The sequence below is a fragment of the Candidatus Pelagibacter communis genome (genome assembly GCF_001179925.1).
Lineage (GTDB): Bacteria > Pseudomonadota > Alphaproteobacteria > Pelagibacterales > Pelagibacteraceae > Pelagibacter > Pelagibacter ubique_E.
Genome location: NZ_CVSF01000019.1, coordinates 1 through 12,948, shown reverse-complemented (window position 1 = coordinate 12,948; position 12,948 = coordinate 1). Strand labels below are relative to the sequence as shown.

The 12,948-nt window shown below is 25.9% G+C and carries 17 protein-coding genes and 1 tRNA gene; 11 read left to right on the top strand and 7 right to left on the bottom strand.

Annotated elements, in window-relative coordinates; all coding sequences use genetic code 11:
- The 7 genes from AMN70_RS01175 to AMN70_RS01150 are packed head-to-tail and all read left to right on the top strand — an operon-like array spanning nucleotide 1 to nucleotide 2,927.
- Nucleotides 1-195, top strand: coding sequence for a hypothetical protein (locus AMN70_RS01175; protein WP_075501189.1), 195 nt, complete (start codon nucleotides 1-3; stop codon nucleotides 193-195).
- The gene (gene hisA / locus AMN70_RS01170; protein WP_075501188.1) at nucleotides 192-908 is read left to right on the top strand and encodes a 1-(5-phosphoribosyl)-5-[(5-phosphoribosylamino)methylideneamino]imidazole-4-carboxamide isomerase; all 717 of its coding nucleotides are present in this window, start codon (nucleotides 192-194) and stop codon (nucleotides 906-908) included. The genes AMN70_RS01175 and hisA overlap by 4 nt, the downstream gene beginning before the upstream one ends.
- A gap of 3 nt (nucleotides 909-911) precedes the next feature.
- Nucleotides 912-1,046, top strand: coding sequence for a hypothetical protein (locus tag AMN70_RS05715; RefSeq protein ID WP_256998015.1), 135 nt, complete (start codon nucleotides 912-914; stop codon nucleotides 1,044-1,046).
- Nucleotides 1,033-1,788, top strand: coding sequence for an imidazole glycerol phosphate synthase subunit HisF (gene hisF / locus AMN70_RS01165; RefSeq protein ID WP_075501187.1), 756 nt, complete (start codon nucleotides 1,033-1,035; stop codon nucleotides 1,786-1,788). Before AMN70_RS05715 ends, hisF begins: the two co-directional genes overlap by 14 nt.
- Nucleotide 1,789: 1 nt before the next feature.
- A complete protein-coding gene (gene hisE, locus AMN70_RS01160) occupies nucleotides 1,790-2,062 on the top strand; it encodes a phosphoribosyl-ATP diphosphatase (protein ID WP_075501186.1) in 273 nt (90 codons plus the stop codon).
- The gene (locus tag AMN70_RS01155; RefSeq protein ID WP_075501185.1) at nucleotides 2,059-2,424 is read left to right on the top strand and encodes a histidine triad nucleotide-binding protein; all 366 of its coding nucleotides are present in this window, start codon (nucleotides 2,059-2,061) and stop codon (nucleotides 2,422-2,424) included. The genes hisE and AMN70_RS01155 overlap by 4 nt, the downstream gene beginning before the upstream one ends.
- Nucleotides 2,421-2,927: a GNAT family N-acetyltransferase gene (locus AMN70_RS01150; RefSeq protein ID WP_075501184.1), complete on the top strand. Its 507-nt coding sequence runs from the start codon at nucleotides 2,421-2,423 to the stop codon at nucleotides 2,925-2,927. Before AMN70_RS01155 ends, AMN70_RS01150 begins: the two co-directional genes overlap by 4 nt.
- Here the strand turns inward: AMN70_RS01150 and AMN70_RS01145 are convergent.
- On the bottom strand, nucleotides 2,924-3,475 hold the full coding sequence (locus AMN70_RS01145) for a LolA family protein (protein WP_075501183.1): 552 nt from the start codon (nucleotides 3,473-3,475) through the stop codon (nucleotides 2,924-2,926). The genes AMN70_RS01150 and AMN70_RS01145 overlap by 4 nt on opposite strands.
- Entirely contained in the window at nucleotides 3,472-5,565 is a 2,094-nt protein-coding gene (locus AMN70_RS01140; protein ID WP_075501182.1) for an FtsK/SpoIIIE family DNA translocase, read from the bottom strand. Before AMN70_RS01140 ends, AMN70_RS01145 begins: the two co-directional genes overlap by 4 nt.
- A 61-nt stretch (nucleotides 5,566-5,626) precedes the next feature.
- Here AMN70_RS01140 and AMN70_RS01135 point away from each other — a divergent pair, with 61 nt between their 5' ends.
- Nucleotides 5,627-6,709 (top strand): FAD-dependent monooxygenase, encoded by a 1,083-nt coding sequence (locus AMN70_RS01135; protein ID WP_075501181.1) that lies wholly within the window; start codon nucleotides 5,627-5,629, stop codon nucleotides 6,707-6,709.
- 2 nt (nucleotides 6,710-6,711) lie between these two features.
- On the opposite strand, the gene AMN70_RS01130 is transcribed toward AMN70_RS01135, so the two are convergent.
- Nucleotides 6,712-7,359: an LON peptidase substrate-binding domain-containing protein gene (locus AMN70_RS01130; RefSeq protein WP_075501180.1), complete on the bottom strand. Its 648-nt coding sequence runs from the start codon at nucleotides 7,357-7,359 to the stop codon at nucleotides 6,712-6,714.
- A gap of 67 nt (nucleotides 7,360-7,426) precedes the next feature.
- Here AMN70_RS01130 and AMN70_RS01125 point away from each other — a divergent pair.
- From AMN70_RS01125 to AMN70_RS01115, 3 genes are all read left to right on the top strand, one after another.
- A tRNA-Gly gene (locus AMN70_RS01125) sits at nucleotides 7,427-7,501 on the top strand.
- A gap of 8 nt (nucleotides 7,502-7,509) precedes the next feature.
- Nucleotides 7,510-8,325, top strand: coding sequence for an FkbM family methyltransferase (locus AMN70_RS01120; RefSeq protein ID WP_075501179.1), 816 nt, complete (start codon nucleotides 7,510-7,512; stop codon nucleotides 8,323-8,325).
- Nucleotides 8,326-8,328: 3 nt separating this feature from the next.
- Complete coding sequence (locus AMN70_RS01115) at nucleotides 8,329-8,673, top strand: 4a-hydroxytetrahydrobiopterin dehydratase (RefSeq protein ID WP_075501178.1); 345 nt, start codon at nucleotides 8,329-8,331, stop codon at nucleotides 8,671-8,673.
- Here the strand turns inward: AMN70_RS01115 and purH are convergent.
- Genes purH through AMN70_RS01095 form a run of 4 tightly spaced genes read right to left on the bottom strand, consistent with a single transcriptional unit; the run spans nucleotide 8,663 to nucleotide 12,875 of the window.
- A complete protein-coding gene (gene purH / locus AMN70_RS01110) occupies nucleotides 8,663-10,198 on the bottom strand; it encodes a bifunctional phosphoribosylaminoimidazolecarboxamide formyltransferase/IMP cyclohydrolase (protein ID WP_075501177.1) in 1,536 nt (511 codons plus the stop codon). The genes AMN70_RS01115 and purH overlap by 11 nt on opposite strands.
- On the bottom strand, nucleotides 10,198-11,826 hold the full coding sequence (locus tag AMN70_RS01105; protein WP_075501176.1) for a heparinase II/III family protein: 1,629 nt from the start codon (nucleotides 11,824-11,826) through the stop codon (nucleotides 10,198-10,200). The genes purH and AMN70_RS01105 overlap by 1 nt, the downstream gene beginning before the upstream one ends.
- 7 nt (nucleotides 11,827-11,833) lie before the next feature.
- The gene (rpe, locus tag AMN70_RS01100; RefSeq protein ID WP_075501175.1) at nucleotides 11,834-12,490 is read right to left on the bottom strand and encodes a ribulose-phosphate 3-epimerase; all 657 of its coding nucleotides are present in this window, start codon (nucleotides 12,488-12,490) and stop codon (nucleotides 11,834-11,836) included.
- A 28-nt stretch (nucleotides 12,491-12,518) separates the two neighbouring features.
- A complete protein-coding gene (locus AMN70_RS01095) occupies nucleotides 12,519-12,875 on the bottom strand; it encodes a hypothetical protein (protein WP_075501174.1) in 357 nt (118 codons plus the stop codon).
- Nucleotides 12,876-12,948: the final 73 nt, after the last annotated feature.

Below are 12,948 nucleotides of genomic sequence, written 5' to 3'. Positions count from 1 at the left end.
ATGATTTGTATTAAAACTGTTATACCAGCAGAATTAAATGAGATTGATGATGAGTTAAAGGCCATATATCACAGTAGTGATACAGTTTGCTTCTACATATTCAAAACAAGAGAACTTAGAAATGAGTTTGTAGAAAAAACAAAAGGTATGAATAAAGAGCAAAGAGAGCAAATATATAAAGAATACACAAAATGAAAATATTTCCGGCAATAGATATTAAAGATAAAAAGTGTGTGAGGTTGGTCAAAGGAGACTTTGCTAACAAAACTGAATATGAAATGTCTCCAGTTGAACAAGCAGGTAAATATTATGATCATGGTTTTAAAAACTTACATATAGTTGATTTAGATGGAGCTTTAACTGGTGAAACAGTTAATTTAGATATTATTCAAGAAATAGTCACGAAATTTGATCTTAAAATTGAAATTGGTGGAGGTATCAGAAATTTTGAAAGTATTCAGAAGTATACTGATGCCGGTGTTGAAAAAGTTATTTTAGGAAGTGCTGCCATAAAAGATAAAAATTTTTTAAAAGACGCTTGTGAAAAATTTCCAAATAAAATTGCTTTAGGGTTAGATGCTAAAGACGGCTATTTGTCAGTATCTGGGTGGAAAGAAAATTCTAATCAACTTACTTTAGATTATTTAAAAGAAGTAAATGATTATGGTGTAAGTAGAATAATTTATACTGATATTAATAGGGATGGTATGAAACAAAGTCCAAATTTTGATGAAACATCAAAAGTTTCTGAAATATCTAATTGTCCTGTGATTATATCTGGTGGCGTTTCTTCATTAGATGATATTAAAATAGCAAAGAGTTTAAAAAATATCGAAGGTATAATAGTTGGAAAAGCCATTTATGACGGTGATATTAAACTTGATGAATTAACTCGAGAAATAGATTGAATTATGGTTGCAAAACTATCTACAATTAAAAGAAAAATTAAAAATGGAGAGAAGCTTGGATTTTCTGAAAGAGCGAGGGCGGTAAATAAAGGTTTATTACCAAGTAAAGCAAAAAAAAGAAAAAATGTTAAAAAATAGAATTATACCTTGTTTAGATGTCAAAAATGGTCGAGTTGTAAAGGGAATAAACTTTGTTAATTTAAAAGATGCAGGAGATCCAGTTGAACAAGCTAAAATTTATAGCGATGGCGGTGCAGATGAAATCTGTTTTTTAGATATTACAGCATCGAATGAAAATAGAGATATTATTTATGATGTTGTAGAGAAAACTTCAAAAAAATGTTTTGTTCCCTTAACAGTAGGTGGTGGGATTAGAAATGTAGAAGATATTAGTAAACTACTTAATTGTGGTGCTGACAAAGTTTCTATAAATACAGCTGCAGTAGAAAATTCAAAAGTTGTTATTGATAGTGCAAAAAAATTTGGATCACAATGTATTGTTGTTGCTATCGATGCAAAAAAAAATGGAGATAAGTGGGAAGTATTCACTCATGGAGGAAGAAATAATAGTGGTATTGATGCATTGGAGTATGCAAAACAAATGCAAGAGAATGGTGCAGGAGAATTATTAGTAACTTCTATGGATAGAGATGGAACCCAAGTAGGTTATGATATTGATTTGATGTCAAAAATTTCAAGTGAAGTAAATATTCCAGTAATTGCATCAGGTGGGGTTGGTAATTTAGATCACCTAGTCGATGGAATAAAATTAGGAAAAGCTAGTGCAGTTTTAGCAGCTTCTATATTTCATTATGGAAAACATTCTGTGAAAGAAGCAAAGGATTATTTGGACTCAAAAGGAATACCTGTTAGAATTTAGTATGCTAAATACTTTAGAAAGTTTATTTAATCTAGCTAGAGAGCGAAAAAAATCTCCTGTAGATGGATCTTATACAAACAAATTACTCAGTGATAAATCTTTGAGTAAAGAAAAGGTTCTAGAAGAAATTAATGAACTTATTGAGGCAGTAGAAAACAATTCAAATAAAATTCATGAGGCCGCAGATGTTTTTTATCATTTGACAATGTATCTAGAAGCAAATGATGTAAAAATTGAGGATATAATGCAAGAACTTAATAGAAGAAAAAAATGAGTTACGATGAAAATAATATTTTTGCTAAAATTTTAAAAGGGGAAATTCCTTGTAAAAAAATTTATGAAGATGATTACGTATTGTCATTTCATGATATTAACCCACAGAAAAAAGTACACGCACTAGTAATTCCTAAGGGCAAATACACCGATCTAGATGATTTTAGTGAAAAAGCTTCGCCAGATGAAATAGTTGGACTTTTAAAAGGAATCAATATTGTTGCAAAAAAATTAGGCATATCAGTCGATACTGGTAAAGGTTATAGAACATTAGCAAACATCAGTGAGCATGGAGGCCAAGAAGTACCTCATTTACACTTTCATTTGTTTGGAGGTGAAAGCGTTGGCAAAATGGTTGAGTGAAAGAAACAATTAATAGAAATTATTTAGAAATAAAGTCATTAAATGCTTTAGTGGAAAGCTTCCCCCCAAAAATAAGTTGTTCAATAAAAATTGTTAAACCTAATGATTTTCAAATCAATAAATTTTTTTATAAAAATGTTGGAAAAAAACATAGATGGATAGATAGACTTGTCTGGTCTGATTCAGATTGGATTAAATATTCATCTGATCCAAAAGTTCAAACATATATTTTAAAAGTAAGCGATGATCTTGCAGGCTATTTTGAATTAATTTTCCATGATGACTCAAATGAAATTGAGATAGCGTATTTTGGTTTATTAGAAGAGTATCATAATAAAAAATTGGGAGGCTATTTACTTTCAACAGCGATAAAAAAATGTTTTGAAAAAAAAAATTTGAAAAGGGTTTGGGTTCATACGTGCACTCTTGATCATAAAAATGCATTAAAAAATTATTTAGCAAGAGGTATGAAAATATACAAAAATGAGACTATTGAACTTTAGTTTACTGGCGGAAGTTTAAAGATGTTTTGATTTATATTTTGATTTTTTTTTAGAGAAGATAAATAAGTAATATTCAAATTTTGATAGATATCAAGAGTTTGCCAACCAATAAGATTAAAATTTTTTTTATTAAAAAAAATATTTATTTCATTTTCATCTTTAAGAATTGTAAAATTAATGAATTTATTATCTACTATTCTTTCATCTAAATTTCTTATTTCATTAATTAAAAAACTTTTATCAAGTAAATAATTAAATGGTGTTTTTTTTATTCCATATCGATAATAACTTCCGTAATCGTTTTTAATTACAATAGATTTTCCATTTGAAACTAAAATTTTATTACTTGAAATATTATATTTGCAAAAAATTTTTTTTGGATATTCAATAACACAATTCCCTGTTTCAACTTTACCATTAATGTTTTGTTCAAAGTTAAAACTTAAATTATTAATATTTATCAAATTATTGATTATATTCTCCTTAATTGATCCAGAAGCAACGTTATCGAGGTTAATCAATAAAAAAATTACCAATATCTTTTTCATTTAAGCACGTCTCTTTTACCGACATGATTAGCTTTGCTTACTATGCCTTCATCTTCCATCATATCAATGATCCTTGCAGCTCTATTATAGCCGATTTGTAATTTTCTTTGTAAAAATGACGTTGATGCTTTGCCTTCAGATTTCACTATTTCTAAGGCTGTTTGATAGAGTTCATCTTTATCACCAGTATTTTTAGACCCATCATTGATTTCTTTTTCGTCAACAAAATTCAAAATTTCATCTACATAATCTGGTTCTGCTTGTGATCTAAGAAAATTATTTATTTTTTCAATTTCATTTTCTGAAACAAAAGGTGCATGAATTCTTAAAATTCTATTTGCTGATGACATATAAAGCATATCTCCTTTACCAAGAAGTTGTTCAGCTCCTTGTTCTCCTAATATTGTTCTACTGTCTATTTTGGATGTTACTTGAAATGAAATTCTAGTGGGGAAATTTGCTTTAATTGTTCCAGTAATTACATCTACACTAGGTCTTTGAGTTGCCATAATGATATGAATTCCAGCAGCTCGAGCCATTTGAGATAATTTTTGAATGTAATTTTCAATTTCCTTACCTGCCACAAGCATTAAATCTGACATTTCATCAACCACCACAACTATATATGGCATTGGTAATTTATGTTTTGCGTTATAGCCATCAATATTTCGAACACCTTCTTTAGTCATCAATCGATACCTGCTTTCCATTTCTTTAACTACCCAACCAAGAACAGACGCAGCTTTCTTTGCTTCTGTAATTACAGGACATAATAAATGTGGAATACCTTCATAAGTAGAAAGTTCTAACATTTTTGGATCAATTAAAATAAATTTACATTTTTCCGGACTATGTCTGAAAAGAAGAGATAGAATAATTGTATTTACACAAACTGATTTACCTGAACCTGTTGTTCCAGCTATTAACAAATGAGGCATTGAAGATAAATCTCCTACCATTGGCGTTCCGGAAATATTTTTTCCTAATGCTACTGGTAATTTGATTTCTTTTTTTTTAAAATTGTTATTTTCTAAAATTTCGCTCAAATAAACATTTTCTCTGGAAGAGTTTGGTAATTCTATCCCAATAGTATTACTTCCTGGAATAGTCGAAATTCTAGCAGATTCTGAGCTGGTATTCCTTGCAATATCATCTGACAAATTAATTATTTTTGATACCTTAACTCCTGCTGCTGGCTCAAATTCATTTAATGTGACTACAGGTCCATGGCTTATTTTTTTAATGCTACCATTTACGCCAAAATCTAATAATATTTTTTCTAGAAATTCTGGATCTTTTGCTTCTTCTTTTGATGAATTCCCCCTTTCTTTTTTGGTAGGAATTTTCAATAAATCTATGTTTGGAAGTTGAAATTTAGTTTTTTCATTATTTTTAATTTTTTCAGCTTTTATAAAGGGTAGATCTTCCTGTATTAAATTTTTAATTTCGTCTTGAGGTATGTATTCATTAATGATTTCATTTTTATTTGTATAAGATTTATTATTGTTTCTGTTGAAATAATTTGTAGTTTTTTTCAAAAAAAACCAAAATTTTCTAGGATTAAAATTAATACTTATTAAAAATAAAGCTAAAATTAATATAATTAAAAAATAGAATGAAATAGTGGTTTGTAAATTAACAAGGTCACCAACAAAAGTTTGACTCAAATATTGTCCAACAAACCCACCGTTTCCGTTAATATATAACCTAAAGGCATTTTCATAAAAAAAATTAAAAAATAAAGCTCCAAAAAGAGAGTAAATAATCGCAAAAAAAGTATTTTCAATAATTATAAAAAAGTCTTTATTTTTGAAAACAGTAATTCCTGTGAAAAAAAATGTTACAGAAATCAAAAATGAAACTATCCCTATTGATTGAAAAAAAAGGTCTGAAATAAAACTACCTTGAAATCCTAAAAAATTTTTTATTTCCATATTTTCTGGAAATATAAAATTTGGATCCTCTGGCGAGTAAGAAATCAGTGCGACTAGTAATAAAAGCCCAGCTAGAGATATTGAGACGCCTAAGATTTCAATTACTCGATTGAGACAGAATTGTATAATTGTAATCGTTATTTTCTTAATTTTCATTTTAATGAATCAAATTTAACACTTTGTATCATCTAATTTTTATTGTTAAAATTAATTTGTTATGAAAGTTTGCATTATTGGTAATGGTCTAGTTAGTTTAACGTTAGCAAACGTACTAATTAAAAAAGAATTAGCGGTAGATATCTTTATAAATAAAAAAAAAATTAAACCTAATAAATACCGAACATTAGGTATCTCAAAATCAAATATTGATTACTTTAATGTTGATGTGATGGAAATTGGAAAAATATTGTGGAAAATTAATAAAATAAAGATTTATACTGAAAAAAACTTTAACCAAGAGATTTTAAAATTTGATAATAATAACAAGCAAATTTTTTCAATAATTAAGAATCACAAATTACAAGAACTGCTTACTAGTAAATTGAAAAAGAACGTTTTAATAAAATTTAAAACAAATAAAGTTAATATTGATACTTTAAAAAAGAAATATTCATTAATAATAAATTGTGATTCAAATCACTTAATTACAAAAAAGTTTTTTTCTAACAGGTTAGAAAAAAATTATAATAGTTACGCATATACAACTATTATTAATCATAAAAAAATAAATGATAATAATACAGCGTATCAAAATTTTACTAATAATGGTCCAATAGCCTTTTTACCAATTTCTGAAACTCAAACTTCTGTGGTTTATTCACTTAAGACAAAAAAAAAAGATTATTATCCTGATATTAAAAATCTAATTAAAAAATATAACCCAATTTATTCAATTACAAAAATTTATGACTATAGTTCTTTTGAATTGAAGTCATCTAATTTAAGAAAATATTATAAAGATAATATTTTGGCGTTTGGAGATCTACTTCATAAAATTCATCCATTAGCTGGGCAGGGATATAATATGTCTATAAGAGATATCAAAATTTTATCTAATTTGATTAATAAAAAAATTGATTTAGGTCTGGATATAGATAGTTCAATTTGTCGAGAGTTTCAAAAAATTTCACAAGACAAAAATTATATTTTTTCTACAGCCATTGATTGGGTTTATGAATTTTTTAATTTTGAGAGAAAAATAAGCTCTGATTTTTTAATCAAGTCTGTAAATATTATCGGTAAGAATAAAACAATTAATAATTTTTTTAAAAAATTTGCGGATAACGGTATTAGAATTTAAAATTATTGAAGAGTCGTGTTTTGATATTCATCATAAGTATATGTAGATAAAATTTCTGCTATCTTATTTTTTCTGAGATCCAAATTTATTGCTTCCAAAAGAACTTGTTTTTCTTCTAAGCTAAATGGAGAAGCCATAGCTAATGCATTAATTGTTTCATCAAGACTTTGTTTTTCTAGTGCTTTCCAATTTATTATAAATCCTCTTTTTTCAAATAATAATTTTAAATCTTTAAAAATTAATTCTAAATCAGAAAATTTTAAGTTTTCTTTTTTTTCATCAAGATCATTTAAAAAATCATTAAAATTTACTTCACATTTTCTGTAGAGTTTTTCGGTTTTTACTTCATTAATAATTTTAAATCTTATAATTCCTTTTAAATCGATTAGGTATCTTCCATCATCTAACTCTTTAAAACTTGTTATTTTGCCTAGACAACCAATTTTATAAAGTTCTGGAGTGGCTATTTCAGAATTTTTTGAATTTTTAGGCTGTATCATTCCAATAAACTTATTTGTCTTCATACTATCATTAATCATTTCAATATAACGTGGCTCAAAAATATTAAGGGGCACTGTAGTTTTTGGGAATATTATGAAGTTACTTAAGGGGAATACTGGAATAATATTCGGCAATTCATCTTTTTTCATAATAAAAATATATCACATTTAATATTGCTTGAATTAAAAAAAATGGCTAACTATAGTATTTCTAATTGCGGGTATAGCTCAGTGGTAGAGCGTCTCGTTGCCAACGAGAAGGTCGAGGGTTCGACCCCCTTTGCCCGCTCCAACCTAAATATGAAAAAAATAATTTATGATCTAGGTGCTAACAATGGAGATAATATCAGTTATTATCTTATGAAATCTGACCTTGTTGTAGCAGTAGAGGCAAATCCAAAACTTTGTAAACAAATAACTGATAAATTTAAAGAAGAAATTTTAAAAGGAAGATTAGTTGTAGAAAATTTTATAATTACAGTTGATAGAGATGATTATGAGAAAGATTTTTATATTCATAAAGATGCAGATGTATTAAGTCAGTTTCCAGAACCAAAAAAAGAACTAATTAATCATTTTATAAAAACAAAACTTCCTTCAAAAAACTTAATTGAACTTATAAAAAAATATGGGAGTCCGTATTATATTAAAATAGATGTAGAAAATTATGATTATAAAATACTTTCTGAAATTTTCAAAAAAAATATTTATCCCAATTATTTTTCTGTTGAATGTTATAACAGTGAAATTTTTCATGAAATAGTTAATAATAAAAACTACAATTCTTATAAAATAGTTTGTGGATCTAATGTAAATCAAAAATATAAAAACAATGTCTTATTTTTAGGGAAAGACAAAATTAAATACTCTTTTCCAGCACATTCTGCCGGTCCATTTGGAAATGATATTCACGGTAAATGGTTATCAAGAAAAAATTTTATACTTTTATATTCTTTAAGAAATACAACTTGGATAGATATACATTGTTCAAAAGATGACATACCAAGTAAATATTATTTACCTATAGATTTGATAATTTTTTTTAAAAAAAAATTTTTTAAGAAATTAATTATTTTGTTTTTGATAATTTTAATTATGATGTTAATTTTAAAATAAATTATGAATGATTTAATAAATAAAAGATGTATTCCATGTGAGGGTGGTGTATCAGCTTTAGATGTTAGTGAAATCCATAAATACCAAAAAAAAGTTGATGGTTGGGATATTAAACCTAATGAAAAAAAAAATTATTTTTTAGAAAAAAATTTTAAATTCAAAAATTTTAAAGATAGTCAAAATTTTGTAAATAATGTTAGTGATATATCTGAAAAAGAAGGTCATCATCCTGACATAACTTTTGGTTGGGGATATGTAAGAATTAATATTACTACTCATGCAATTGAGGGTTTATCTGAAAATGATTTTATTTTAGCAGCTAAAATTGATCAAATTCTTAATGTCTGAAATGTCTAGTTTTAGAGAATAACAGAACAGTATTAGTTTGATTTGCAAATTTTATTATTTCTTTATCTCTTATAGATCCGGATGGTTGGATTACAGCTTTAACACCTGATTGTATTAATTTTTCAATTCCATCTACGAAAGGAAAAAATGCATCTGATGCTGCAACAATATTTGAGGATAAATTTTTGTACTTTTTCATTTTATTTATTGCTATTTGACAACTATCTAATCTACTGGGTTGACCAGAACCAATACCTATTGTTGAACTGTTGGATGCTAAAACTATTGCATTAGATTTTACATATCTGCAAATATTAAAAGCGAATATTAAGTCACTTAATTGTGTTTTTGTTGGCTTTCTTTTTGATACAATTTTAAAATCATTTCTAGTGAAAATTTTCTTATCTTCTGATTGAACCAAAATATTTTTATCCACAGAATTAAATTTTAATATTTCAGAAAGAGTAAAATTCGAAGCATCAATCAATCTTAAATTATTTTTCTTTTTTAAAATTTTAATAGCACTAGCATCGAATCCATTTCCAATAACTACTTCGAGAAATAATTTATTAAGTTCTAAAGCTAATTTTTTATTAATTTTAAAGTTACAAGAGACTATTCCACCAAAAGCGCTTACTGGATCACATGTAAGAGCCGATTTAAAGCATTCTATATTATTTTTTAAAATTGATACTCCACATGGATTTGAATGTTTGACAATCACTACTCCTCTATTTTTTGGGAGAGATTTAGATATTGTTAAAGAGGAAAAAATATCATTATAATTGTTGAAACTTAAAAGTTTTCCATGAATTTTTTTTATTTTTAAAAAATTATTTTGTGAGTAGATAGCACTTTCTTGATGAGGATTTTCCCCATACCTTAATTTTTCAATTAAATTTCCATAAATAATTTTTTTTTGTGGAAAATTATCATTTTGAATTTTATTGAAGTAATTTGAAATAATTGCATCATAGTAAGCAGTTTCCATAAAAGCTACTTTTGACATCTTTTTTTTAAACTTTATTGATGTTGAGCCTTTAAATTTAACCATTTCTTTAATAAAATTATCATATTGGGAGCTTGAAGTAATGACAGTTACATCTTTATAGTTTTTAGCTGCAGATCTGACTAAAGCTGGACCACCTATATCGATGTTTTCAATAATTTTTTGATGATTTGTAGTTTTTTTTAAAATCTTTTCAAAAGGATAAAAATTTACAACTACGAGATCAATGTTTTTAAATTTATTTTTATTCAAATCTTTAGTATGAGATTTATTGTTTCTTTTGTTTAAAATTCCTGCATGAATTTTAGGATGTAAAGTTTTTACTCTTCCATTCAAAATTTCCGAAAAGCCCGTGTATTCTGATACTTCTGTGCATTTAAATTTTAATTTTTTAATTTCTTTAAATGTTCCACCAGAACTAATGATATCAACTTTATTTTTTTTTAAAATATTCAATAGAGGCTTTAAATTTGTTTTATCTGATACAGAAATTAGGGCTCTTTTTATTCTATTCATTAAATTTTACTTAATTGCCATATAATATTTTCATTTTGGTTACTTGTAATTCCAGAAATAAAAATATTTTGATTTTGTGTATAAGAATTTTCAATACCAAAATATAATCCATTATCAATATTAATATCAAATTTATTACAAGTAAATTTCCATCCTTCATCATCTAATTCTATGAGGATTGCCTTATTGTTTTGGGTTTTCATTAGTTTTACATTTGGTTCTAAATGAAATCGAATATCAAATTTTATGTTTAAATTTATTTTTTTTATCAGAATTTTATCTGTACCTATAAATTTAAATTCGTTGGGATAGAACTCTATTTCTCTTTCGTGAATTGTATTAAATTTTTTATGATATCCATCGTGAGAAGCATTTATTTTCCAATAATTTTTTTCAAAAATTATCTCTTTCTTCAGAATTTTTAAACCTCGATTTATATAAAAATTTTTTTTGTTTTTTTTATGATAACATGAAGAGTTATTATCAATCACTAAAGTGCTATGGGTTGCAGTTGATTTGGATAATTCAATTAATTTATTGTTTTTACTTTCATAATATCCACAATTACTAATTAATTTTTTTCCATTAACATTTATTTCAAATGAAAGTGCTCCAGATTGATATTTTGCAGAAAATTTAGATGAAGGAGAGGGACCAATATCCATTATGATAGATGTTTTATTGTTATGTAAAACCGCATAACCTCCCAATTCTTTATTTTCATTTTTAAAATTATATCCGAATCTTTTCAAATACTGATCAAACTCAAAATTATTAGAAATATTATTACCGTTCATAAGAATATCTGATTTTATATTCTGCCACAAAAATGCATAACCTTGACCTAAATAATAAATTGTCTCATTAACTTGTTCAGGAATTTCTACTTGTGCTTCTTTGAACCATTCTCTAATTAAAATATAATATTTCAAATAAGATACTAATTGTTTGATATTTCTAGATTTTGGAAATCCTAAATTGTCAAAAGATAATTTTGATATTTTTTTTAATAATTGTAAACCAAACGGAAGATAGTTTTTCTTATCTTTGTAACATAAACCAACTAAAATTATTGCAGCACAACCTATTATTTTATCATCAATTAATTTTGAATTCTTAATTTCATTTATCAAATGATTTGTCTGTTTTTTAATTGTTATAGTTAATTGATTTAGATATTGTTTATCACTTTCTTCAATAGTTAAGCTGTGATTTGAAAGCCAAGCTATAATTCTTTTAGAAGTTAAATCGAATTCCCAGCTTTTTGAATTATATCTAAAATTTTTTCTAATCCAATCTGACACAATTTTTCGCGTATTCTTTTTAGATGATTTTAAATCTAAACTAAAAAACCAATAAAAATTATTTAATCTTTTAAAATCTTTAATGTTATCATTTTGTTTTTCCCAAATGTTTTCTGTTACAATATCATTTATATTTATTTTTTTTGTCTGGTATTTTATTAAAGATGATAATAGATGGGGACTTGGTTTATAAACTATATCATTAATATCAACTTTAGAAATTTTTTTGTCATATAAATTTGAATTTAAATAAATTCTTCTAAATTGTTTTTTAATTTTTTCTAAAAATTGAGGAATGAAATTTAAGGAATTTCTTAAAATCATTTAACTATCAAGACTTTAATAAATCAATATTTTTCTTGATATCTCCATTATTACTTTTGAATACTGTAGTCCCCGATACAAGAATATTTGCACCTGCTTTAATTGCAATTTTTGAATTTTCAAAATTTATTCCACCATCTATTTCTATATCAAAATCTAAATTATGGTTAATTTGAATTTTTTTTAATTCTTTTATTTTGTCTAGAACTTCTGGCATAAATTTTTGACCACCGAATCCTGGATTTACGCTCATTATTAAAACTAAATCAATTTTATCTAAGTAACTTCTTATAATATCAAGTTTTGTCTCTGGATTTAAAGATATTCCTACTTTTTTTTTAAATTCTTTAATTTTTAAAATTGATGAGTCTAAATCTTCCGTTGCCTCGGGATGAATTGTAATTATATCAGCTCCTGCATCTGCAAATGCATCAATATATTTGTGTACTGGAGAAATCATTAAATGAACATCAAAAAGCATATTTGTATTTTTCTTTAATGCTTTAATTACAGGAGGTCCAATAGTTAAGTTTGGTACAAAATGACCATCCATAACATCCACATGTATCATATCAGCACCACCCTCTTCTAATCTTTTAATTTCATTTCCTAATTGACTAAAATCAGCAGATAAAATTGATGGTGAAATTTGTATTTTTTTCATTGATAACTAGCCATACTAGTATCAATTTTTAAAATTTAATTGAATTAAAAAATTGGTAAATTTGTCTCGAAATTTCACTTTCCAGAGGAAAAGACAACATACCCATTACCGAATAACCTAAAACCCAAGGCATTAAATAAAATCTTATCATAAAGAAAAACCAAGCTACATATAATGGCACTATGGGCTGAATTATAAATGATGGTGTTATTGGTTTGAATATTCTTAGAAGTGGATTAGTAAATTTAACAAATACTTTCATGAAGAAGAATTGAGAGTCTTCTCTTTGAAAAATATTCATGGCCACTCTTCCTATTAAAGTCCACATAATTACCCCTAAAATATAATCAATTATATATACCAAAGGATGAAAGTTAGCTGACATTTAAAATTTATATTTGAAGGAAGTGATGATTTTATTGGTAAAGTGATCAAAGTAAAAATCCAAAGCAGCAATC